This window comes from Stenotrophomonas sp. GD04024, assembly GCF_029837545.1.
In the GTDB taxonomy this organism is placed as follows: Bacteria; Pseudomonadota; Gammaproteobacteria; order Xanthomonadales; family Xanthomonadaceae; genus Stenotrophomonas; species Stenotrophomonas forensis.
This window is the reverse complement of the sequence record NZ_JAOEDV010000008.1, coordinates 1-20,674: the sequence shown is the minus strand read 5'-3', so window position 1 is coordinate 20,674 and position 20,674 is coordinate 1. Positions and strand designations below refer to the sequence as shown.

26 protein-coding genes are annotated in these 20,674 nt (G+C 62.7%); 18 read left to right on the top strand and 8 right to left on the bottom strand.

The window, feature by feature from the left end; translation table 11 throughout:
* Window positions 1–53: 53 nt before the first annotated feature.
* The 3 genes from N7590_RS04195 (at window position 54) to N7590_RS04185 (ending at window position 2,561) form a co-directional block, all read left to right on the top strand.
* Window positions 54–530, top strand: a complete 477-nt coding sequence (locus N7590_RS04195; RefSeq protein ID WP_049458548.1) for a nuclear transport factor 2 family protein — start codon at window positions 54–56, stop codon at window positions 528–530.
* 140 nt (window positions 531–670) lie between these two features.
* Window positions 671–1,768, top strand: a complete 1,098-nt coding sequence (locus N7590_RS04190) for a hypothetical protein (RefSeq protein WP_164241274.1) — start codon at window positions 671–673, stop codon at window positions 1,766–1,768.
* 61 nt (window positions 1,769–1,829) lie between these two features.
* Window positions 1,830–2,561 (top strand): hypothetical protein, encoded by a 732-nt coding sequence (locus N7590_RS04185; RefSeq protein ID WP_164241275.1) that lies wholly within the window; start codon window positions 1,830–1,832, stop codon window positions 2,559–2,561.
* Window positions 2,562–2,578: 17 nt separating this feature from the next.
* Here N7590_RS04185 and N7590_RS04180 read toward each other — a convergent pair whose 3' ends face one another.
* Together N7590_RS04180 and N7590_RS04175 are read right to left on the bottom strand one after the other, a co-directional pair.
* A complete protein-coding gene (locus tag N7590_RS04180; RefSeq protein ID WP_164241276.1) occupies window positions 2,579–3,049 on the bottom strand; it encodes a hypothetical protein in 471 nt (156 codons plus the stop codon).
* Window positions 3,050–3,406 (bottom strand): hypothetical protein, encoded by a 357-nt coding sequence (locus N7590_RS04175; RefSeq protein WP_164241277.1) that lies wholly within the window; start codon window positions 3,404–3,406, stop codon window positions 3,050–3,052. It abuts the gene before it with no gap.
* Between the two features lie 578 nt (window positions 3,407–3,984).
* Between N7590_RS04175 and N7590_RS04170 the strand changes: the two genes are divergently transcribed.
* The 3 genes from N7590_RS04170 (at window position 3,985) to N7590_RS04160 (ending at window position 5,791) form a co-directional block, all read left to right on the top strand.
* Window positions 3,985–4,701, top strand: coding sequence for a hypothetical protein (locus tag N7590_RS04170; protein WP_164241278.1), 717 nt, complete (start codon window positions 3,985–3,987; stop codon window positions 4,699–4,701).
* 104 nt (window positions 4,702–4,805) lie between these two features.
* Window positions 4,806–5,210: a hypothetical protein gene (locus N7590_RS04165; RefSeq protein ID WP_164241279.1), complete on the top strand. Its 405-nt coding sequence runs from the start codon at window positions 4,806–4,808 to the stop codon at window positions 5,208–5,210.
* Window positions 5,211–5,281: 71 nt separating this feature from the next.
* Window positions 5,282–5,791: an N-carbamoyl-L-amino acid amidohydrolase gene (locus N7590_RS04160; RefSeq protein WP_164241280.1), complete on the top strand. Its 510-nt coding sequence runs from the start codon at window positions 5,282–5,284 to the stop codon at window positions 5,789–5,791.
* A gap of 1,089 nt (window positions 5,792–6,880) precedes the next feature.
* On the opposite strand, the gene N7590_RS04155 is transcribed toward N7590_RS04160, so the two are convergent.
* Window positions 6,881–7,261, bottom strand: coding sequence for a DUF3653 domain-containing protein (locus N7590_RS04155; protein WP_279935184.1), 381 nt, complete (start codon window positions 7,259–7,261; stop codon window positions 6,881–6,883).
* A gap of 605 nt (window positions 7,262–7,866) precedes the next feature.
* Between N7590_RS04155 and N7590_RS04150 the strand changes: the two genes are divergently transcribed.
* The 9 genes from N7590_RS04150 to N7590_RS04110 all read left to right on the top strand — a co-directional run bounded on the left by N7590_RS04150 (window position 7,867) and on the right by N7590_RS04110 (window position 13,553).
* Window positions 7,867–8,106: a hypothetical protein gene (locus N7590_RS04150; protein WP_154350807.1), complete on the top strand. Its 240-nt coding sequence runs from the start codon at window positions 7,867–7,869 to the stop codon at window positions 8,104–8,106.
* Entirely contained in the window at window positions 8,103–8,273 is a 171-nt protein-coding gene (locus N7590_RS04145) for a hypothetical protein (protein WP_279935182.1), read from the top strand. Before N7590_RS04150 ends, N7590_RS04145 begins: the two co-directional genes overlap by 4 nt.
* Window positions 8,263–9,012, top strand: a complete 750-nt coding sequence (locus N7590_RS04140; RefSeq protein WP_279935181.1) for a hypothetical protein — start codon at window positions 8,263–8,265, stop codon at window positions 9,010–9,012. The genes N7590_RS04145 and N7590_RS04140 overlap by 11 nt, the downstream gene beginning before the upstream one ends.
* Before the next feature lie 73 nt (window positions 9,013–9,085).
* Complete coding sequence (locus N7590_RS04135) at window positions 9,086–9,382, top strand: hypothetical protein (protein WP_021201818.1); 297 nt, start codon at window positions 9,086–9,088, stop codon at window positions 9,380–9,382.
* Window positions 9,383–9,622: 240 nt separating this feature from the next.
* Entirely contained in the window at window positions 9,623–9,865 is a 243-nt protein-coding gene (locus N7590_RS04130; RefSeq protein WP_021201816.1) for a hypothetical protein, read from the top strand.
* A gap of 130 nt (window positions 9,866–9,995) precedes the next feature.
* Window positions 9,996–11,369, top strand: coding sequence for a hypothetical protein (locus tag N7590_RS04125; protein WP_279935180.1), 1,374 nt, complete (start codon window positions 9,996–9,998; stop codon window positions 11,367–11,369).
* Window positions 11,369–11,689: a DUF2523 family protein gene (locus N7590_RS04120; RefSeq protein ID WP_021201814.1), complete on the top strand. Its 321-nt coding sequence runs from the start codon at window positions 11,369–11,371 to the stop codon at window positions 11,687–11,689. The genes N7590_RS04125 and N7590_RS04120 overlap by 1 nt, the downstream gene beginning before the upstream one ends.
* Window positions 11,686–12,870, top strand: a complete 1,185-nt coding sequence (locus N7590_RS04115; RefSeq protein WP_021201813.1) for a zonular occludens toxin domain-containing protein — start codon at window positions 11,686–11,688, stop codon at window positions 12,868–12,870. Before N7590_RS04120 ends, N7590_RS04115 begins: the two co-directional genes overlap by 4 nt.
* A complete protein-coding gene (locus tag N7590_RS04110; RefSeq protein ID WP_279935179.1) occupies window positions 12,867–13,553 on the top strand; it encodes a TraX family protein in 687 nt (228 codons plus the stop codon). The genes N7590_RS04115 and N7590_RS04110 overlap by 4 nt, the downstream gene beginning before the upstream one ends.
* Before the next feature lie 562 nt (window positions 13,554–14,115).
* On the opposite strand, the gene N7590_RS04105 is transcribed toward N7590_RS04110, so the two are convergent.
* Together N7590_RS04105 and N7590_RS04100 are read right to left on the bottom strand one after the other, a co-directional pair.
* The gene (locus tag N7590_RS04105) at window positions 14,116–14,469 is read right to left on the bottom strand and encodes a DUF3653 domain-containing protein (protein ID WP_279935178.1); all 354 of its coding nucleotides are present in this window, start codon (window positions 14,467–14,469) and stop codon (window positions 14,116–14,118) included.
* Window positions 14,470–14,704: 235 nt separating this feature from the next.
* Window positions 14,705–15,166 carry a DUF6265 family protein gene (locus tag N7590_RS04100; protein WP_164240849.1) on the bottom strand — a complete coding sequence of 154 codons (462 nt, stop codon included), beginning with the start codon at window positions 15,164–15,166 and terminating at the stop codon, window positions 14,705–14,707.
* An 89-nt stretch (window positions 15,167–15,255) separates the two neighbouring features.
* Here N7590_RS04100 and N7590_RS04095 point away from each other — a divergent pair, with 89 nt between their 5' ends.
* The gene (locus N7590_RS04095; protein WP_164240850.1) at window positions 15,256–16,104 is read left to right on the top strand and encodes an AraC family transcriptional regulator; all 849 of its coding nucleotides are present in this window, start codon (window positions 15,256–15,258) and stop codon (window positions 16,102–16,104) included.
* A gap of 46 nt (window positions 16,105–16,150) precedes the next feature.
* On the opposite strand, the gene N7590_RS04090 is transcribed toward N7590_RS04095, so the two are convergent.
* Window positions 16,151–16,966, bottom strand: a complete 816-nt coding sequence (locus N7590_RS04090) for a hypothetical protein (RefSeq protein ID WP_164240851.1) — start codon at window positions 16,964–16,966, stop codon at window positions 16,151–16,153.
* A 20-nt stretch (window positions 16,967–16,986) separates the two neighbouring features.
* Window positions 16,987–17,466, bottom strand: a complete 480-nt coding sequence (locus N7590_RS04085) for a GNAT family N-acetyltransferase (protein WP_164240852.1) — start codon at window positions 17,464–17,466, stop codon at window positions 16,987–16,989.
* A 133-nt stretch (window positions 17,467–17,599) separates the two neighbouring features.
* On the opposite strand from N7590_RS04085, the gene N7590_RS04080 reads away from it, so the two are divergent.
* Window positions 17,600–19,795, top strand: coding sequence for a hypothetical protein (locus N7590_RS04080; RefSeq protein WP_164240853.1), 2,196 nt, complete (start codon window positions 17,600–17,602; stop codon window positions 19,793–19,795).
* Window positions 19,796–19,867: 72 nt separating this feature from the next.
* Window positions 19,868–20,353: a TspO/MBR family protein gene (locus tag N7590_RS04075; RefSeq protein ID WP_164240854.1), complete on the top strand. Its 486-nt coding sequence runs from the start codon at window positions 19,868–19,870 to the stop codon at window positions 20,351–20,353.
* A 16-nt stretch (window positions 20,354–20,369) separates the two neighbouring features.
* On the opposite strand, the gene N7590_RS04070 is transcribed toward N7590_RS04075, so the two are convergent.
* Entirely contained in the window at window positions 20,370–20,663 is a 294-nt protein-coding gene (locus tag N7590_RS04070; protein WP_053509060.1) for a hypothetical protein, read from the bottom strand.
* Between the last annotated feature and the right edge of the window lie 11 nt (window positions 20,664–20,674).

Genomic DNA, 20,674 nt, shown 5'->3' with positions numbered 1-20,674 from the left:
TCGTCAAAACCCGTCGAAGCACCACGTTCATCCACTTGATTGGAGGCCCCACCGTGTCCACAGAAGCACCCCGTCCGCCGCTGCCGCCGTTCACCCTTGAATCGGCCATCGAGAAGGTTCGCCTTGCCGAGGATGGCTGGAACTCCCGCGATGCCGACAAGGTTGCATTGGCCTATTCGCTCGACACCCGCTGGCGCAACCGCGCCGAGTTCACCCACGGCCGCGAGGAAGCGCGGCAGTTCCTGGCCCGCAAATGGAAGAAGGAACTGGACTACCGCTTGATCAAGGAACTGTGGGCCTTCAGCGGCAACCGTATCGCCGTGCGCTACGCCTATGAATGGCACGACGACTCCGGCAACTGGTTCCGTTCCTATGGAAACGAGAACTGGGAATTCGGAGCGGATGGGTTGATGGAACATCGGTTCTCGAGCATCAACGACATGCCGATCAAGGAGAGCGAGCGCAAGTTCCATTGGCCGCTGGGGCGTCGCCCGGATGATCACCCGGGGCTGTCTGATCTGGGCATGTGAGCACGGCTGGCCGACATTCGCTTCACCCTCCATTGCGTAACCTGCACGCCACAGCACGTCATGCCTCACATTGAGGCATGACGTGCGTCGAGGCTGGAATCGAGTGCTTTCACTCGCAGAACAGGAGGCAGGACGCGACCGTGAAGGCAGTTCCCATCATCATCGCCGCAGCACTGGCCGCGCCCTCGCTTGATGCACGCGCGGCCAGCGAAGACCGCAACACAGCGCCTCATTTCGATCTCGGTGGCGCCGTTCGATTCAACTATGGCTGGCTCGATTACGGGCCCACCAGCCGCCTGCAGCTGGAGCTGCTTCGCGCCGACATCGATGCCGGCAGCGGGCCTTTCTCCTTCTCCGCGCAGTACCGCTGGTACGACGGCTTCGATGCCATCCATCACGCCTATGCGGGCTGGCAGTTCACCGACGCCACGCAGCTGAAGGCCGGCATCCAGCAGGTGCCGTTCGGGCTGCTGCCCACGGTCTCGCAGAGTTTCTGGTTCGGGTCCGGCTACTACCTGGGCATCGAGGACGACTACGACCCGGGCGTGGTGGTGATCCACCAGGCCGGCAATACCACCTGGCACCTCGGCTGGTTCTCGGGTGACGAGTACGGAACCGGGGCGCGCTACGACCGCTATTCCTTCGATGTGGCACAGACCGATGCATTGCCGTATCGCGAACGGCAGCGGTTCAATGTGCGCGTCGAGCAGTCGCGCGACTGGGCAGGCGGCGAACTGCTGGTTGGCGCATCGGCCTTCGCGGGCAAGGTGCAGAACACACGCAGTCGTCGCCATCACGACCACCAGGCCGCGGCCGTGCATGCTCAGTGGAAGCGCGATGGCTGGACCACCCAACTGCAATGGGCGCGCTACCGCTACAACGTGCCCGGCGAACGCATCGCACTGTCGGCGTTCCAGGCCCCGTTTGAAATCGCGGCCGAGGCCGATGTGCCCAGTGCCAACGTTGCCTATTCCTTTGGCCGGCGCGGCTGGCTGGACGATGTGACCTGCTACAACAACCTCAGCATGACGCGCCCGGTGGGGCACAGCAGCGGGGTGCGCGACTCCTGGCAGAACGTCACCGGCTGCAGCCTGCAGAAGGGCGTGATGCTCACCTATGTCGACTGGATTGCCGGCCGCAACATGTGGTTTGCCGGCGGCGATGGCATCGGCATCAACAACGGCGGACCTTCGCGCTGGCATTCGCGGCTGAACCTCAATATCGGGTTCTATTTCTGAAAGCTGCAGCGCGTCGGCTACGATGCCACGGTCGGCATCGTAGCCGGGGGCAGGGGGCGCAATGGACATGCAGGCAGGGGGCGGACTCGATTCGCCGGCAAAGACCGATTCGCAGGAGCTGACCTTCCACTGGCTTTACCAACGGGTGCAGGGGCTGGTTGAGCACAGCATCTACCCGAAGGCGGGCAGGGTGGAGAGGTGGTCGTTCCGTGTGGGCGCCCTATCGGCCGCGATCGGCATTCTTGGCAGCCAGCTGCCTGACCGATGGCTTCCGCTTACGGCCGCGCTGCTTCTGGTCAGGGTGTGCCTGGCGGTGGAGATCGGAGGATTCGCCATAGGCGGCGTTCTCGCCGCCCGTCGCGGAATCCGCCAATTCGTCCAGCCACGGCTCTCGCATGCGCAGGAGATGGATGGCGAGTTTTCCCGGTGGCAAGCGGTAATCGCTGAACTCCGAGGATTTCCCAGGGTCGAGCGTGAGCGTCGCCTCAAGTACGTCAGCCACCTGCGCACAAGCATGATCGAGCGCATGGGCCTGATGTACGGCGGGCTGCAACGTCTCGGGCCGTTTCCGCTGCTGATTGCCCTCTACCTGCAGTTCCGTGGATGGCAGTGGGGTGATTGGGCCAGCGCCTTTGATGTCGGGGCGCTGGGTGCCTTCCTCATCTACGCCCTGGTGTTGCTCTACCTTGCGGGATGGATGCTGATCGGCCTGCGTACCCGCCTGGACACCTACGTCGCCCTGCTCGAAGGCTCCATCCACGAACCCGAGCCCTCGCAGCCAGCGCCCTTGTAGAGTCGAGCCATGCTCGACTACGGCATGCCACATCGCACCCCATCAGGCACCCCGCCCGCGAGCATCAGCAACACCCGATCCATCAGAACAGGCTCCGGCACGCCCGCCAGCACCTGCTCCAGATAGTCCACGGATTGCAACTGCCCTTGAAGCAGCGCACGCAACGGCAGAACGGCAGGCGCCCGCTGCTTCGCATCCAGTGAGACCTGCAACAGCACATGCTGCGGACGCTTCTCCAGCCACAGCACGGGCACGCCCCTGCAGTGAATCTGGAAAGAGGCGCCTTCAAGCCGTTCCACGAACTGGAACCCGTGCCCCGGCCGAACCTCCACGAACCGGATCGCTTGCCGGCGCAGCTGTGAGAATCGTTCGTTGGAGATGCGCTGGAACGCGATAGGCGAGGGGGCGGGTGGCTCAAGCCACCGCGCCTGTGCCGCAATCACGACCCCGACGCACAGCGCCGTGGCCGCCCAGCTGCAGCAGGCCACTCAACCCTCCGGGCGCACTCGCGTGCTGGCGTGCGCGGTGAGTCCCAGCCCGGCCATGATCAGCCCCTCCATGATGCGCGGGCCGACGTCCTGTTCCAGCTCGCCGTTCTCGCGGGCGCGCTGCGCGGCCAACAGGATCTCCATCACCACGCGAAGGCCCGCCAGCGAGCAGTCGGTGTCGGCCAAGGCAATGCGTCGGCCCGGCATCAGGTGGCGCTCTGGCCAGGGTTGGCCATCGGATGTGGCACCCGAGCCAATGCTGTGCAGCAGGGCAATGAGGGTGTTCCGGTCCAGTGCGGGGCCGTTCGCGGCCTCTTCCTGGATCGGTTGCGGGGCAGGGGAGTAGCGCTTGGTCATGGCAGGGCTCCTTGCGGGCAGGCAGAAGCCGCCACCGATAAAGGTGGCGGACGGTGCGAGGTTCGAAACCCGGTGTGCAATCAGACCGGCGGGCGCAAGGCCCCCACGCACCGCCCGCCATAGCCGGCCGACGGATTGCCAGCCGGCACCGCACGGAGTGGTGCCGACTGGCAAGCGCTTTTTACGATTGCACAACCGGGGTTTCGAAGCCCGGCCACCCGTTTACGGTGGCATGAACAGGAATACGCCCGGTTGTGCGCGATGCCAATGCAGTAAGGCCGATCCCGTCACCACATTCAACATTTTCAGAATCGTTGTATATGCCGCAACGCGACTGAGGCCTTGGGCTGCAAGGCTATCGGCGGCCTGCGTGACACAGGTCTGCTTTCTGTTGCCGCTCGGTTGGCGGCGGCAAGGGCAGGGCGGATGCGACAAGCCCATGCTCTGTATGTAGATGCCTCTGCCCGTGTCGGTGGCCGCCGCGCGAGCGTGACGCGTCACGTTAATTGGGTTGAGTCCTGCTGCATGCGGCGCCACATGTCACTATGTGGCGGGGCTGCATTGAAGGAAGGGGAAACATGGATCGTACGCAGAAGACACTGACGATGGCCGACGTCGCGGGCTGGGGTTCGGCGCTGGTTACGTTCGGCTTGGTTCAAGGGGCCCTCTATCTGAAGGCGTATTGGGGACACTTCGGTCTTGATCCATTTCAGTTTGTTGCCGTAAGCGAGCTCGCGCTGGCAGGCCTTGCGGGCATCGGTATGGTGTTGCTCTTCATGCTTTTTGCAGCGTTGCTTGGTGGCTGGATCGAGGGGAAGGTAACGGCCGATACAACGGTTTCCAGCCCCGTGATGTGGCTGATCCTGGTGCTGTGCCTTGCAGGTTTGGGAGCAATTATCTGGTGGTCGAATGGATGGCCGCTTCTGATAGGTGGCGCATTGGTGGGCGTATGTGCAATAGCCGTGCGCCTGTCACCGGTACTGCCAGCTGCGGTAAAGGACTCACCATGGCTGGTCTATGCTCTGACAATGCTTGTTTATGTCTCGATCTCGTCAGTCTGGCTCGGATCTGAGCGTGCCAAGGCGATCACCAGCGGCGGGAGCAGTTACACGGTGAGTGTGACGGTTGATGGCAAGGCGCAAGGCGGCGTGAGCCTGGTTGGTCGGCTGGGTGATAGCTACTTGCTGTGGGATCCGGCGCAGAAGCTCGCGGTGCTTGTGCCTGTGGACGATGTGGGGAGGCTGGAAATTGGGCGGAAGGTAGCTTCGCCTGCTAAGGCGAAGCAGTCGCCATGAGGGTTGTTTATCGGGAGCAGATCACGGGACAACTGGTTACACGGCCGCTTGTTGGCCAGATCCAGCTACTGCAAGATCGGGCGATTCACGCAAAGGAGATAATCATGAAGCACACTCTCACCGGCAATGATGGCAAAGCGATCGTCATTCCAGACGGCTGGCGCGGGCTCCAGGGGAGCGATGGGCGCATGGTTCCAATTCCGCCCGGTGGTCGTGGACTGCAAGGCAGCGATGGCCGGATGGTGGCTATTCCTGAGGGCGGCCGGGGGCTTCAAGGGAGCGATGGGCGCATGGCTGCAATCAGATCGGGCGCTCGGGGGTTGCAAGGCAGTGATGGACGCATGGTCGAGATACCTGCGGGCTGTCGTGGCCTAGAAGGTTCGGACGGTCGCATGGTCGCAATTCGTCAAGGCTACCGAGGTGTTCAAGGATCAGACGGTCGTATGGTCGGCATCGCTCCCGGCAAGCATGCAGTGCAAGATGCTCGTGGCCGCATGCGTGCAAAGTAGACCGTCACTTAGCGATTAATTCTGGCCGAATCCGCTTGCGGTTCACCCAAATTCCGGCGCGAGTACTCACCATGTTCAATCGTTGGCGTCAACGATCCGTAGCACGTTCACCCTATCTCGCTGACCCGAACAGGCTCGGCGATGTCATCGCTGCGATTCAAGCGATGGCCGTCTACAAGTATTACAAGCTTCCTTTCTCAGGGTGGGCTGATCGCATTTCCGCGGATCAAGAACAAGCCGAGAAATGGCGAGCCGTATTTTTTCAACATCCAGAGTTCTTTCGCCTGGACTCAGCGAGAGAAAGGGCGTCCCTGGTGTGGCGGAGGCAGTTCCCGAAGCGATTTGACGTAGATGCGGAGCGCGTGCTTTCGGCTGCTGAGTACGCCGAACTAACTCCTGACCAGAAATCTCGGGTGTCTAGAACTCCGCTGACTCCTGCCGACATCAAAGCGCTGGTAGACACGGCCGTGAACCTTCATTCTCGGGCCCTTGAACACCAGAAGGACAAGCGGTGGTGGATAGCTCTCGCCAGTGCCATTGGAGGCCTTATAGGAGCAGTTGTTGGTGCGCTGCTCAAGTGACGAAGAGTTCGAAAAACTCAAGCAAGCCAAACTCGTTTCACGGGTCGGCTAGTTGCAGGCGTTCGATGGCCGCTTCTGGCCGATAGCCGACCTTGGGGTGGGGCACCGGATTAGGAAGATTTATGGGGGTAGGGAAGGGAGCTCCTGACCTGTCCTCGCGCGGCGCTTGCGCCACGGCATCATCCGTTGCTCAGATTCGGAACCACTCTTAGACGAGAGGGTACGTCATCCTTAATCAGCCGACTGCAGGCTGGTGCGCGAAATTGGTGGCGCAGGCGGCTACGGGATGAAGTCATAAGTTACGTAAGAATGAACCGCCACGGCCAGCATGGGCGGTACCGCGATGCGCCGACTCGCAAATGGCTGGGAGCAGCTACGGAATGCGAGAGGCGATTGGCTTCGCTGCCAAGATCGCTAAACTCCGCAATCGATTGCTAACAGTATGAGCACGCAGCAATGGCAGACTGGATTGATGGCATAGCATTGATTGGAACACTAGGGTCGTTATGGATCGCACGGAGCGCACTCAAGCTTTCCCGGGACGCTAATCAGCTACAACAGCGTATGGCGCTTGCTCAGATACGACCATGGGTGGTCACTAAAGGCCCCTGTGTGCTAACGGCGCGGCTCTGCACCGGCCGAGCTGTCGCGTTTGCGCAATGGATAACCGTGGACGGCAATTCGCCAGCGGTCCGCCTTCGGTACGACTCCTATTGGCATCTCGTAGAATCCAAAAGCGCAACCGAGCACTTCGGAATTGAGCGAGTTCAGATCAATCGGCGCTCAGGAGAAGGCACTTTGGGCATTCTTGCGCCTGGACAAGTGCAGTGCTTGGTGAATTCGGAAGAAAAAACGCTAACGGATGCAGATTTTGGAAAGGTCAGTGAGGGTACACACGTAATACGCATCGTCATCGTTGTCGAGTATGGGCACTCGTCAAGCCCCGACACCGTATTTCGAACCACTACGGCGGCAATCTGCAGCAGTTCCTCCATTACTTCTTACGATCAGAACAGAGATCTACCGCCAACCCCTGATGGGTTCCATCTGCTGTGAGGGGTGTAGGGGCAGCACCCCTACGGGAGCGCCTCACACGCGCTGGCGTGGTCTCGGCCCCGGTACCGGTGGGACTGCCGCAGGAGGCTCGGCGCTAGGGCCAGCCATCGCCACCGCCGAACGCTCTTTGCGTCGGCTCACGACATCCCGCAGATTGACGACTGTGGCAGGACGATCCCGCGTTACTGCAGCACGATTACCACCACGCTTGGAACTGTCGATCGACGGTGCCGAGCGGGCAGCTTCCATCATCCGGCGCCATTCTTGGGCTTGGCAGGCGGTGAGCGACAGCCAGGCCAGATCTTCGGGCAGCAGCTCGCGGCCTTCGGGGGTGATCAGGCGATCACCGAGGAAAGAAAAACCGGCCCAAGGGCCGGTCAAGTCGATACGGTGGTGCGGGTCGAACACGATCATGCCGCGATCTCATCCTTGGCCGGGGTCTGAGGGCGCAGGCAAGAGCCGAGCCAGAGGCCCAGCCATTGGCACACAGAGCCGACAAAGGCCCAGATTCGACGGATACGACATTTCGCATAATGTATACACCGTGGGCGTTATCGAAGCCCGCGACTGCCGCCTGAGCCTTGTGGGGTAGGGCGAAACCTAGAGCCAGACATAGCGCCATCGCTGTGGCGGCGAGCTTGCGCCATACCGCTTTTTCCTCGCGGCTGACCGCTCGTGCTTCTCCGACGATCCCTAGGACACGGGCCAGCGGAAGGCCGGTCAGGCCCGCCAAAGTTGCGCACATCACGGTATCCGGCAGCGAATAGCCTGATTTCCAGTTCGCAATCGTTCCGCGCGATACGCCGAGCTGCCGCGCAAATTCCGCGTCACTACTGACGTTCAGCGCTTTCCGCGCTGCATCGATGAGGTCTGTAACCGTCTGCATCGTTCAACCCTGTTGACACCCGTGTTCAACCCCTTTATACATTGCTCCGCGTTCAACGGCGTTGAGCGCCCCTCCACCGGCACCCCAAGGCCGGTCGGGGGGTCCCCTTGGGGCTTGGGGAGGGGTAGGGCACATGGACGCACTTGTTCTCGCCGTGCTGCTGGGGTGTATCGCAGCCGTGTCGTTGGGGTTAGCCAAATTCGTGACGTGGTGTGTTGATCGGCGTGCGTTCTCCGCTGGTCGCACTGCACGCGAAAGCCAGTTTGTTGCCCAGGCGGTCGTCGACCTTCGCCGCATGGAAATCGAAGCCACCAAACGCGGCAACCTGCTCGCCGCTGCCGAACTCGCTGAAGAGCAGGAGCGCGCCGCATGAGCAGGTTTCCTTCATTCGCCGAACTGGTGGAGTTCGATATGGGTCTTGCGGGGTGCGCCGCGCTCATCGCCGTCTGGCTGGGAGTGGCATTGCTCTCCATCCTGATCGAGCAGGCATGGCTGGCGCTTCGCTACTGGTTCAAGCGGCGGAAGGGCAATGTCCGATGAACAGTCACTTCCCCAACAGTCCGTGCTACCTGTGCGGGGGCAGCCTACAGACCCTCCGAGCATCGGATGCGACGCTGAACTGCTGCACCAGCTGCGGCACGTTGATTACCAAGCGCAGGGATACGCCGAGCTACTCCAGCGCGTTCCCTGGCAACAGTTCTGGACGCTCACTTTCAAGCTCAGCAAGACCAGTCGCACAGGCGGAATGCACGAGGAAGCGGCTGATAAAGCGTTCCGCTACTTCGTCAGCTGTCTCAACCGCAGCATCTACGGTCCCAAATGGGCATCGCGCTGGCACGGCGGCATTCAGTGGGCTCGCGGGCAGGAGTTCCACCGCGATGGCCGCCTCCATTTCCACGCCGTTGCAGCTGCACCTACCGATGACCTCAACCGCCTCGCCAGCCGCTACGAGTGGCACGAGTGGTGGTACCGGGAGTTCGGCCGTAATCGCATCGAAGCACCGCGCAGCCAAGCAGACATTACCGGCTACGTAAGCAAGTACGTCACGAAAGGCGGTGTGGTCGATTTCTCGCGGAATTTTGGGGCATGGAACCCCCCGCCTATCGACTACACGCGCCGTCCGGAGCAAGACGCCTTGATCGCAGGCGACAGCAGCACGCGATCCGATAGGCCAGGGCGACACCTGGTCACCGGGCGGACTGATGCAAGCATCGCGCAACGGGGCAACAAGCGGTCCACCACGTCTCCCTGCGGGGGGGTAGGGGGGGACTTAGCTTGACCCCACAGTACCGCCCGAAATTCGCCAACGACGAAACGATAAAGCCAATCCAACAGACCAAGGAATCGAACCAATGAACGCTCCGAAGATCACGATCAATACCGCCGTCGAGACCCGCACCGTGACCACCAGCAAGGGCATGCAGAAGCCGATCTACAGCCAGCGTGCAACGCTCGAAACCGAAGCCATGCGCATCCAAATCGAAGTCGAAGTCGACGGTCTGGACAAGGGCTATCCGGTCGGCGCGGTGAAGGAATGGGATCTCACCACGGACCTGGTGCCGGGCCGCTTCGGTGTCGAACTCGCCCGCCGCATGACTCTGGTTGATCCGGCAGGCGCGAAGTCGCAGCCGGCTAGCAAGGCGGCCTGATCATGTCTGGCCCGGCACCTCTCTACGTCGTCGGTTGCGCTGCTGAGAACGTGCAGCAGGACGGCACGTGTTCGGTGCCGGTCTGGATGCCATACCACCAGCCAATTCTGCCTCCCCTGGATTTGGCCGATGGGACCCTCGTCGCAGGAGCGATTGTTCTGTCCTGGGCGATTGGGTTGAAGGCGCGCCTCGTATTCCGCGCTGCGCGCATAGGGGTCTACTGATGACGAGGAAATCGCAATGAAGCACATGAACACCCTGCGCCGTTTTGGCGCCTCCACCTTCACCAAGATCGGCGCTGGTGCCGGTGCCCTGGTTGCGTCGGGCGCAGCCCTGGCCTCGGGCAGCACGTCCCCCGGCGCCGCAATCGCTGCCGAGGTCTCGAAGGGCAATGCAGACATGGCAATCGTGATCGGTGCCATCGCCCTGCTGCTGGGCATCTTGGTGGTGTGGGCCTTCACCAAGCGCGCCGCCAAGGGTTGATCGGGGCGCAAGTTCACTCACGGGGGTGCGCGGAAACGCTCGCCCCCTTTTTGTTAGGGAGAAGTGTCATGGGGTACTTCGTAATCGTTGCGTTCTGCGGTGCATGCTGGATCGCGTTCGAGGGCGTGTGATGATTGCTTATCGAAATTTGGTCGCGTTGGTGGCTGTGATTCTGCTAAGCATGGGGCTTCTTTTCTCCGGAACCGCAGGCGCGCAGCAATATCGATGCACGGATCCCAACAACCGCGTGTGCGATCAAGGCGAGGCACTGTCAGAGGCGTGGAGCCACGCACGGCGCGTGCTTAGCAGTGGATACAATCCTGCGCAGTATGAAGCATGCGTTTCCGCGAGCAGCAAATCGTTTAGCGGCTACATCACGCAGACTGGCAAATGCAATGCTGGCCTATGGTCTACGGGCCATCAGACGTTCTATTGGGGCAAGTCATGCGCTGAGCGTAGTAGTGCAACCACGCCGTTTTTTCCTCCGTCTGGATCGGTGCGGTGCATCAACGGTTGCGAATCGACATATCGTGACAACGGTGACGACACTACGACTTACTCCACAAATGGAAAGACCTGTGACAAGAAGCCGGACTGCAACGCACAGGGCAAGAACATGGTGTGGAACGCCATGCTTGGTGTGTGCCAGCCTGTTGAGCCAGAGTGTCCGCCGGGCAAGGTAAAGACGGGCAACGCCTGCACCGATGAGAAGCCGTGCCCTGATGGCATGGCACTGGTGGCTGGTTCCTGCAAGAAGAAGGACGAAGAGTGTCTAGCGGGCATGATCCGCAGTCCGCTCGGCAACTGCATTCCTGGTGATGGTCAGTGCGCCCAGGGCGAGGTGCGCGGCGCAGATGGGACATGCAAGAGGGATAAGGACAACGACGGCCAGCCGGATACTGACGACCCTGAGAGCTTTTCCGGCGGTGACACATGCGACTCACCCCCGTCATGTAGCGGGTCGCCCATCATGTGTGGGCAGGCACGCATTCAGTGGCGCATCGACTGCAACACTCGGCGCAACAACAACATCAGCGGCGGCCATTGCTCCCAATCTGGCATGCCTACTTGCACCGGTGAGAAGTGCAATGCGATGGAGTACACACAGCTGCTCATGCAATGGCGATCTGCTTGCGCCGTGGAGAAGCTCGCGTCAAAGCAGGACACGCCTGGGCAGGGCGGTACGAATGGAGACGCCAACGGCAATGGCGTGGCCGATGCATTGGAGGGCAGGGGAGGTGTGACGCCGATTGGTGACGGCGCAGCCGACGTTGCCAGCGCAAAGAAGTGGGGCATCGGGCTTTCAACGAGCAACCTCGATACGAGCAACATGTTCGGCGGTGGCGGGACCTGTCCTGAGCCTCCGGCAATCACGATTATGGGGAAAACCGTCAACGCCGCTGATTTCCCGTACTTCTGTCGCATCGCAGCGATCTTTCGCGCCTTGATCTTGATCTTCGGCGCATACACGGCAATTCAAATCCTTATGGGACGGGTCTTCTGATGGGCATGGTGTCTGACTGGATCATAGACGCGACAACGTCGCTCGTTGGCAAGCTAAAGGATGCCGCTGCCGGCATGCTCGGCAAGATGCTCGCGGCGTTTGGCCTGACCACTGTCACGTTCAACGCGATGCTGCCGAAGCTTAAAGAGTTCGTGATGCAGTTCATCGGCGGTTTGGACGGCCCCGCAATGCAGATGCTCTCTTACCTTGGCGTCGGCATTTCCTTCTCAATGATCCTCTCTGCCTTGACTGTGCGCATGGCCTGGAAGGTCTTCATCGTACCGAAGGCTGTCGCTGACCAGCTGGGAGCGGGCTCATGATCTACTGGTATACCGGCCAGCCTGGGCACGGCAAGACGCTTCACGCCATCGAGCGCTTGCTTGAGTTCAAAGATCAGGGGCGCATCGTGTACGCGTGCAACATTCGCGAGTTCGACTATGCCAAAACTGGCGTTCTAGAGATGACGCCGGAGCAGTTCCGCGACTGGCCGAACTTCCTTCCTGATGGCGCTGTCGCCCTGGTTGATGAGGCGTATGAGCATGGCATGCTTCCGAAGCGGCCAGCCGGTGCGAAGGTGCCGCATCACGTGGAGCAGCTTGCCAAGCATCGGCATAAGGGCTTGGACTTCATCTTCGTAAGCCAATCCCCCGACAAGCAGTGCGATCAGTTCGTACACGATCTGATTGAGCGTCACGTTCATGTGCGCCGCCGCTTCGGGACGAAGTTTGTGCACCTGCGCGAGTTCGACAAGTTCGAGGCACGGGCTGAGAAGGCCACCCCGCTGACGATCAAGCGCAAGACGCTACCCAAGCGCCCGATGGGCATGTACAAGTCCACCGAACTTGACACCACCGAGCGCAAGATTCCCTGGTACTACATCGCGCTTCCGATCTTGATTGTGGCTGCGGTGGTGATGCTGTACGTCGCGTTCGGGCGAATGGATAAGCGGATGAGTGGTGGCGACCTTCCCGCCCCAGGTGGTGCCAGTGGCGTCAGCGCTCCGCGCGACGGAGCGTCAGCGACGGCGGGCGGAGCGGTGGCGGCAAAGTCGGCACAACCGCTAAAGGAATACGTCGACAAGTTCCTACCGCGTGTCCCATCCCAACCCTGGAGTGCCCCCGTATACGACGATGCGCTCAGCGTCCCCAGCGAACCGCCGCGCGTTTTCTGCATGTCTTCGCTGGGTGGCGAAAATGGCCTCGGTGGACATGACGAACCCAGCTGCAATTGCGTGACGGAACAGGGCAGTCGTTACGATCTGGACGAACCGACGTGCCGTTACGTCGCGCGACGCGGCCAGTACGAGCCCTATCTGCCTCGACGTGAGAACAGGCTTGTGGACGGTCATACACAGATCAACCGCGCCCTGGATCAGATCGAGCAGCGGGGGCAGGGCGTAGCTATTGAGCGGCAGCCTCGCGCAATGGGGAGCTTTCCCGAATCGCCGCCGATCCCGACCAGCACCTATATGACAACGCCAGCTGGGGAGAATCGGCTATGACCAGCGGTGGACGTGAACTGCTTAAATGGCTGGCGCTGGTGCTGATGACCGGCGATCACATCGTGACCGTGTTCGATCTTGGTCACGTGCCAGGTGTGTCTCAGCTGGGTCGGGTTGCGTTCCCTGTGTTCGCTCTGGTCATGGCTTACAACCTGGCGCAACCTGGCGCCGATGCGGGGAAGTCTGCTCGGCGCCTGGCACTTTGGGGCTTGGTTGCCACTCCCGCGGCTGTGCTGGCATTCGGCCAGGCGTTGCCGCTCAATGTCCTGCTGACGTTCGCCGCTGCGGCCGGCTGCATATGGGCGCTGGAACGTCGTCAGTGGGCGCTGGCTGCGTTGCTATGTATCGTGACTCCCGTTGTCCTTGACTACGCTTGGCCCGGCGTATGGCTCGTTCTGGCGGCCTGGGCGTGGTTCAAGAATCATGGAAGGCGCACGCACTTCCTGCTGGGCTCTTGGGACTGGCGTCGCCAACGCCTCTACCTGGTGCTGCCGATCTGGGTATGGGCTTGCATGGGTCTGCTCTGCCTCTACAACGGGAACGGCTGGGCGTTGTTGGCCCTGCCTGTCATAGTCCTGGGCGAACTACCGGCACGGATTCCACGATCAGGCCGGGCCTTTTACGCGTATTTCGTGGGCCACCTGGCAATTTTGGTCGTGCTTGCGGCTATAGTCGGTGCATGAGCAGATTCTTCGACCTGCATTACTGGTTTGCCTGGTGGATGGACCGGGCGTTCAATCGACGCTAGCCTTGTCGGAGTAATCAAACCTGACAGGGGTAGGGTATGGATATCCGCGCTGGCTTCCTTTTCGTAGCACTGGCATTCGCATTTCCCGCCGCAGCGCAGCTGCAGTCGGCTACCGGCCCCAGGCCGAAGCCTCTCCCGGCGGCCCCGAAGCCTGCTTATAACTCGATGTCAAAGACCACCACGCCGCTCAATTGTTACGAATTGGCCTGGCCGAACCACCCGCACCCGGGCGTAAAGACGTACTGCGATCACCTCGAAGCCCGTCTGCTTTCAGATGAGGCGCGCCGCGCCGGTCGCCCTGGTCCTTCCGATAGCGTCGTTGGGCTCCCTTCGCTCGGGTCCGAAGCTTCCAAGCGCTCTGGACTCGCCTGTATTGGCGGCCAAGCTTTCCGAAGGCTCTCAAACGGATGGGAACAGGTTTCTTCGCCCGCAGGCGGCTGGCAACGCTGCCGCGAGCAGTGACCGGGGTGTAGGGGCAGCGCCCCTACGGAAACGCCTCACACGCGCTGGCGAGGCCTCGGCCCCTGTACTGGCAGGACTGCCTTCACTGGATCGGCGTCAGGGCCAGCCATCACCCTGGACAACCGCCGTTGGCGCCGTGCCATCAATGTGGCCACGTCGATCACTTCCGCGGAATCCATTGCGCTGGAAGGCTTCTCGGTGGGCGCCGATCGCAACTGCGCCATCATCCGGCGCCACTCCTGTGCTTGGCAGGCGGTGAGCGACAGCCAGGCCAGATCCTGCGGTTCCAGCTCGCGACCTTCGGGCGTAATCAGGCGGTCGCCGAGGAAAGAAAAACCGGCCCAAGGGCCGGTCAAGTCGATACGGTGGTGCGGGTCGAACTCAATCATGCCGCGATCTCATCCTTGGCCGGGGTCCCAGGCCGCAGGCAAGAGCCGAGCCAGAGGCCCAGCCATTGCAGCGCGGAGCCGACGAAGGAGCACCAGTGCTGACCGAAGCGCCTGATACCATTTCGCATAATGTATATTATGTTACAGGCCGGATCCGTGCCCGGGTGGCTAAAGCCCCGGGACAGCCTCCCCATAGCCAAGTCTTCCAACCACCCCTCCCAGTCACCGCTCCCAATTACTCCCCACACCGCCGGTAGTCGAACTGAATCCGCAGGATCTTCCCATCATCACCAAGTCCCGAGATGCTTGCCTTCAATGAAGCGCCATCACGCCGGTACTCGATGCGATTCGGGAAATCATGCTGCGGATTCTCAAACACCACCCAGTTCTCGCCATGCTCGGCAATGACGAACGTGGTCGGCGCCACGCCATTGGGCTGCACATGAAAGCCAGCCGCTTTGCCCGCCGGCACGAGCCGCATGTACTCGAATGACTCCATGCTGCCGCGGCTCAGCGTGCGGGACATCCCGAGCAATGCGCCGCCAGCTTCCGGCAGCCAGACCTCGTCCAGCCGCCGCTCCTCGGTGCCACCGCACCAATGCCCGGCCAGCCAGTCGAACTCGGCCGGCGCCGCGTTGGCCGCGCCGCTCGCCAACGCCAGTCCTGCGCCCAGCATCACCATCTTCGACCTCAACATGCTCTGAGCTCCTGGTTGGGTTCGCCGCAGGTTAGCGGCATGGCGCCCGGCCCGCTTGTAAAAACGCGCAGGATGGCGTCCGATGCCGCATGGACTACTTCGAGCACCCTGCCCCCGGCGATCTGCGCCGGCATGTCCAATGCCTGTGGTGGCTGCGGGACGAGGCGCCCGGGAATGACGTACAGGTCATCTACCCGGATGGTCGTTGCGAGCTGATTGCCGAGCTTGGCGTGCCGCTGCATCTGCATGGTGCCGATGGCCGGATCCGTTCCGATCTGCCGTTCTGTTTTGCGGCTCAGCAATGTGGTCCGATCCGTCTGCAGGCCGTCGGCGCGGTGTTCTGCATCGGGGTGCGGCTGCAGCCGGCAGCGAGCGCTCTGGTTGCAGGCCCTCGGTTGGCCGGGCTTCGAGACCAGGCGCCGGACCTTTACACACTGGATGCTGCCTTTGCCGAAGTGTTCAGCACCGCCGCCCGCGCCAGTGCGGCAAGCGGTTCGCCCGAGCCGCTCTGGCGGATCCTGCGCGAACGCTGCGCCAGCTTTGCCCTGGATGAGAGCGTTGAACAGGCGGTTGCGGCATTGGATGCCATTGATGGCGACCTGCGCATCGCCGAACTGGCTCGCCGGATTGGCGTCTCGTTGCGCACCCTGCAGACGCGCTTTCTGGCCGCTGTGGGCATGACACCCAAAGAGTATGCCCGTGTCCGCCGACTGCAGGCGCTGTTGCGCACGTTGGATGGCGAAGCAGCCAGCATCGCCTCGGCCGCCGCGCGCCATGGTTACAGCGACCAGGCGCATGCCACGCATGACCTGCTGCGCTGGACCGGCGTCACACCCGGCCGACTGGTCCATGCACTTCGCGGCGATCGCGGCAGCAGCGATGCGTTGCAGCTGGCGGCGGCGTTTGTACGTGGAACCAGTGCCGGTCGCGCGCCATGACCCCCCTGCTCTACCAAGCCCTTCAGCCAGGGCAGCGGACGACCCATTACGATCCGTTCGGGCCGCGATTGATATCTGGCCGTGCTGTCTCCTTCTGCAACTCGATGCAGCGCAGAGCGAGTGCTCTGCCGCCATCGTCGCCCGCCTTGATCGAACCATCGCGGGACAGCAGCAAGGCTTCACGCCTCACCCGATACGCCGAATCCGAAGATGCCCGCGTTGGTTCATCCACACCCCCTTGAAGCGGCGCTCCTGGCAAGACGGATTCGGGAATCGACCCAAGCACCGCGAGCTGAGCGCACAAGCCCGCGTAGTAGGCATGGTACTCATCCTGCCCACGGGCATCCCCGGCAATTCGACCGAGTATATGAAAGGTCTCATGCGCCACTAGATCAACAAGATTTCCCTCTCGTCTCTCTTGGTTACCGAATGCCGCCACAGCCAACGCAAGATGCGCTGATCGATAGCCAAAGCTCCACCTGCTCACGGAAATGGATTGCCCTTCAGGCACGATGATGACCGAATAGCGGGTACTGCGCTTGGGGAACCATCGCTCCGCTTCGGTGGCGGAGGCATCTATGTTCCGGCAGGTTCTTTCAACATCTGGCTCGACGCCCGGGTAGATCTCAAGTTGGATCCTGTGTGCGACAGACTCGCATACCTTGATCTCAGGGGCGCCGGACGCAAGATTCGATCCAGGCAGATAGCTCTCACTGCGCAGGTGGATCCAGCCTGCCAGAAGGGTCGAGCTGACCGATGTGTAGCCTGCGGATGAGACCTGCGGTGGCATGCTCTTTGGCTGCAGGGCACAGGCGCCCATGAAAGTGCAGAGTGCGAAGACGCAGGATGTTCGCAAGATCATGCTCGCTCTACTCCAGGCCGCTACAGAAACCGGTGCATCACAAACACGTCCACCAGCCCCAGCGTTCGATGCCGGAATGCCTCCGGTAGCGTTCCGACCACCGCAAACCCCAGCGTCCGGTACAACGCGACGGCCGGCGCATTGGTGCTGACCACGTAATTGAACTGCATGGCCAGGAAGCCTTCCGCCCTCGCCCGGTCCAGGCTGTGCTCCACCAGCGCCCGGCCAATGCCGCGCCCCTGCACTGTCGGGTCGACCACGTAGGTGGCGCTGGCCATGTGCGCCCCCAGATCGGGGAAGTTGGCGCCCATCTTGTACATTCCGGCTACGCGGCCTTCCAGAAGCGCCACATAAGCCGGCTGCGACCCGAACCAGTGGCTCCGGAAGGTGCTGGCCTCGAAGGTGTCGGCGAACGGTAGCGCATCCTCGGTCGCAATGGCGGCCCTGAAGATGGCCCACATGGCGTCGAAGTCACCTGCGGTGGCAGCTCGGATTTCCATGCGATTCCTCGCGGATCGGCGTAGTGGCCCAGGCGGACACTAGCAGAAACCAACCACCCGGCCGCGGCTGCTTCACGTACCGCCGCCATCGGTTCCGCAATAGTTGACGAAATTCCGGCCTGCAGAGCAGTACATGCCCCCTACTTCCGCGCGCATCCCGCACCGTTTTCGCCGATGGCGCGTCGCGGGCTATGTCCTGCTGGGCATCTACGCGCTCTACCTGCTGGCCGGCAACGTTTTCCTCAACACCCCGCTGTTCGACCAGGTCACCAACCGCAAGCCGCACAAGTTCGTAATGACCACCGGCCCGGCCATCACGCTGCTGCCGGGCCACGTCATTGCCTGGAACGTGCACATGCGCGGCCACGTGAACCACACCGTCTACGTGCTGCACGCCGAGCGCGCCAGCGCCCGATTGGCGGTATTTCCCCTGTTCAAGCGGGAGGTGCGGGTGCCCCGGCTGCAGGCCACCGGGGTCTCCGCCGAGATCAGCCGGGTCGAGGACGCCATTCCGCCACCGCCGCGCAGCGACCAGGGCTGGACCCTGCGCTTCGATGCCATCCACAGCGACAGCATCCGCAGCGCTCGGTTCGGCAAGTTGTTGATCATCGGCAAGGGCCAGGGCACGGTCGGGTTCCTCAAACAGCTACGCGGCGGCCCGTCCGAACTGTTCGATTCGAAGGTCTCGTTCAGTAAAGCGGACACCAGCTTCGACGGTGTGCAGCTGCTGGGCGACATGAACCTGACCGCGCGCTTCAGCTATCCACGCCACTACCGCGACCAGGCGCCCGGGCTGGCCAAGCTGAAGATCCTGCATGCCCAGCTGGACGTTGATGCACGCAGCCAGGGCCTGCGCATGGATACCGATGCGCAGCAGCCGCGCATTTCCAGCGCGCCGGTGCCCGGCCGCCTGCAGTTGGCGGCCCACCTGATCGACGGCCAGCTGCAGCCCGGCGATCGCGCGCTCTGGCAGGTTCCGCTCTATCTGGGCGATGGCGCGCCCGATCGTGGCCTGCTCGCGCTGCAGCTCAACGTGGCCAACGACCTGCGCCTGCAGGCGCGCCTGCCGCCTCGGCCGGGCTCGGGCAGCGAAGTCGATGCGAACATCCACATCACCGGGCGCGACATCCCGTTCCAGGCGCCGGCCCTGCTGCTGGAGCGCAGTTCCGGCACCGTGCGCGGCGAATGGACCTTTACCTCGCTCAACTGGATCCCTGCCCTGTTCGTGCGCAAGCCGTGGCTGCAGCTGGATGGCGGCGGCACACTGAAGGCCGACCTGCGCCTGCGCCATGGCGAGCTGATCGAAGGCAGCACCGTGGACATTCCCTCAGCGGCCGCCGTGGCCGAAGTTGCCGGCGTGCGCCTGGCCGGCACCGCCAGCGCGCATGGCGAATTGAAGGCCGGCACGCCCAGTCAGGCACAGCTGGCGATCCGGCTGCCCCGTTTCAGTGCACGCCCCAGCGATGCCAAGGACGTATCTCTGTTCGACGGTCGCGACCTGGCCGTGGACCTGACCGGCGACGGCCGCCTGCAGGAACTGCGCAAGGGTGTACGCGCCCGGCTGCGTTTCAGCGAAGCCACCATACCGGACCTTGCCGCCTACAACCGCTACCTGGGGTCGTCGCAGCTGCGGCTGTTGCGTGGCACTGGCAGCCTCAGTGGCGATGCCACGCTCGACACCGATGGCCGCGTTGGCCATGGCACGGCGCGCCTGCTGGGTCGCAACGCCAGCGCCAAGGTCGCAGGCCTGGACATGGGCGGCGATGTGGACGTGAACGCAACCCTGCGCCGCGGCGACTTCAACCAACGCCACTTCGACCTGTCCGGCACCACCGTCGAACTGCGCAATGTGCAGGTGGCCGGTACCGGGTCCAGCGCAGCATGGAAAGGCCGTGCTGCGTTCAAGCGGGGCCGCATCGACGCGCAATCCCCATTCCAGGTGGACGCTACCACCGACCTGACCCTGAGCGATGCGCGCCCCCTGCTGGCGGTGTTTGCCACGCGCACCGACTACCCGCGCTGGACCCTGTCGCTGCTGGATTCCGGGCAGGTCGATGCGCAGGCCAGGCTGCGCTGGCGGCCGGGCCACCTGATCATCGACGGCCTGCAGGCCGAGAATGATCGCCTTTCGGTGCGCGCACGCCTGGATCTGCTGGAGCAGCGCAAGCGTGGCGACCTATATCTGCGCTGGGGGCTGCTGGGTGCTGGGATCGAGCTGGATGGCGACCAGCGCCATTGGCACCTCGCCAAGGCGCGCGAGTGGTTCGACCAGCGCCCTTCCCTGCTGCCTTCAAGCCAGGGCGGGAGCGCCGCGGGCACTTCAGACTGATCGACGCCGGCCCGCATCCATTTGCCTCCTCCGTTCGTATGAGGGGGCATAGGCATCATGGAGTTGTACGCAATGAAGCGGAGTTCACAGGCACTGGGTCTTCTGGGATGGTTCGCGGCTACCTTTGCGGCGGCCGCATTGGGCGCATGGGCCTCCACGTCCGCTGCCAGCTTCTACGCCAGCCTCACCCTGCCGGCCTGGGCACCGCCTGCCGGTGTATTTGGGCCGGTCTGGACCCTGCTCTACGCAATGATGGCGGTTGCCGCCTGGCTGGTCTGGCGGGAGCGCGGCTGGTGCGGTGCGCGTCCGGCGCTGACACTCTATCTAGTGCAGCTCGCGGTCAACGCCTTGTGGAGCTGGCTGTTCTTCGGCTGGAAGCTGGGCGCGCTTGCCTTTGCTGACATTCTTGTCCTGATCGTGCTGGTGTGCGCGACGATCCTTGGCTTCCTGCGCATCCAGCGTGGCGCCGCAGTACTGTTACTGCCCTACCTTGCCTGGATCTCGTTCGCCTCGGCACTCAATTTCGCCGTGTGGCGTGCCAACCCCGGGGTGCTGTGAGCACCCATCAGCGCCCTCACGCCTGCGCGGCCACCTGCGGCTTCCAGGCACGCAACAACGACGGCTTGAATGCCTGTTGGCCGCAGCCGGCAGGGCAACGCACCACCCGCGATGCGGAGTGGCTGACCAGTCCCTGCCCTTCCTCGGCCTTGAACACCGTTTCGCACGACAGGCAGCGGGCGACCAGCGAGTACAGGTGCAGCAGGCGGCCGCTGGCCGGGTCCTGCAGCGCGTCCACATCCAGCAGTTCGAACTGGCAGCTGTCGGGCAGCATGCGATACGGCATGGAAGGCAAGGTCTGCAGGTTCACGGTCGTGGGGG

Excerpts from the sequence above, each read along its gene's own strand:
- N7590_RS04100 (WP_164240849.1), bottom strand. The coding sequence starts at position 15,166 with ATGTTGAGGTCGAAGATGGTGATGCTGGGCGCAGGACTGGCGTTGGCG.
- N7590_RS04145 (WP_279935182.1), top strand. The coding sequence starts at position 8,103 with ATGAGCAGGTTTCCTTCATTCGCCGAACTGGTGGAGTTCGATATGGGT.
- N7590_RS04135 (WP_021201818.1), top strand. The coding sequence starts at position 9,086 with ATGAACGCTCCGAAGATCACGATCAATACCGCCGTCGAGACCCGCACC.
- N7590_RS04125 (WP_279935180.1), top strand. The coding sequence starts at position 9,996 with ATGATTGCTTATCGAAATTTGGTCGCGTTGGTGGCTGTGATTCTGCTA.
- N7590_RS04115 (WP_021201813.1), top strand. The coding sequence starts at position 11,686 with ATGATCTACTGGTATACCGGCCAGCCTGGGCACGGCAAGACGCTTCAC.
- N7590_RS04120 (WP_021201814.1), top strand. The coding sequence starts at position 11,369 with ATGGGCATGGTGTCTGACTGGATCATAGACGCGACAACGTCGCTCGTT.
- N7590_RS04170 (WP_164241278.1), top strand. The coding sequence starts at position 3,985 with ATGGATCGTACGCAGAAGACACTGACGATGGCCGACGTCGCGGGCTGG.
- N7590_RS04155 (WP_279935184.1), bottom strand. The coding sequence starts at position 7,261 with ATGATCGTGTTCGACCCGCACCACCGTATCGACTTGACCGGCCCTTGG.
- N7590_RS04080 (WP_164240853.1), top strand. The coding sequence starts at position 17,600 with ATGCCCCCTACTTCCGCGCGCATCCCGCACCGTTTTCGCCGATGGCGC.
- N7590_RS04140 (WP_279935181.1), top strand. The coding sequence starts at position 8,263 with ATGTCCGATGAACAGTCACTTCCCCAACAGTCCGTGCTACCTGTGCGG.
- N7590_RS04160 (WP_164241280.1), top strand. The coding sequence starts at position 5,282 with ATGTTCAATCGTTGGCGTCAACGATCCGTAGCACGTTCACCCTATCTC.
- N7590_RS04085 (WP_164240852.1), bottom strand. The coding sequence starts at position 17,466 with ATGGAAATCCGAGCTGCCACCGCAGGTGACTTCGACGCCATGTGGGCC.
- N7590_RS04090 (WP_164240851.1), bottom strand. The coding sequence starts at position 16,966 with ATGATCTTGCGAACATCCTGCGTCTTCGCACTCTGCACTTTCATGGGC.
- N7590_RS04165 (WP_164241279.1), top strand. The coding sequence starts at position 4,806 with ATGAAGCACACTCTCACCGGCAATGATGGCAAAGCGATCGTCATTCCA.
- N7590_RS04105 (WP_279935178.1), bottom strand. The coding sequence starts at position 14,469 with ATGATTGAGTTCGACCCGCACCACCGTATCGACTTGACCGGCCCTTGG.
- N7590_RS04150 (WP_154350807.1), top strand. The coding sequence starts at position 7,867 with ATGGACGCACTTGTTCTCGCCGTGCTGCTGGGGTGTATCGCAGCCGTG.
- N7590_RS04095 (WP_164240850.1), top strand. The coding sequence starts at position 15,256 with ATGGACTACTTCGAGCACCCTGCCCCCGGCGATCTGCGCCGGCATGTC.
- N7590_RS04185 (WP_164241275.1), top strand. The coding sequence starts at position 1,830 with ATGGACATGCAGGCAGGGGGCGGACTCGATTCGCCGGCAAAGACCGAT.
- N7590_RS04175 (WP_164241277.1), bottom strand. The coding sequence starts at position 3,406 with ATGACCAAGCGCTACTCCCCTGCCCCGCAACCGATCCAGGAAGAGGCC.
- N7590_RS04110 (WP_279935179.1), top strand. The coding sequence starts at position 12,867 with ATGACCAGCGGTGGACGTGAACTGCTTAAATGGCTGGCGCTGGTGCTG.
- N7590_RS04130 (WP_021201816.1), top strand. The coding sequence starts at position 9,623 with ATGAAGCACATGAACACCCTGCGCCGTTTTGGCGCCTCCACCTTCACC.
- N7590_RS04075 (WP_164240854.1), top strand. The coding sequence starts at position 19,868 with ATGAAGCGGAGTTCACAGGCACTGGGTCTTCTGGGATGGTTCGCGGCT.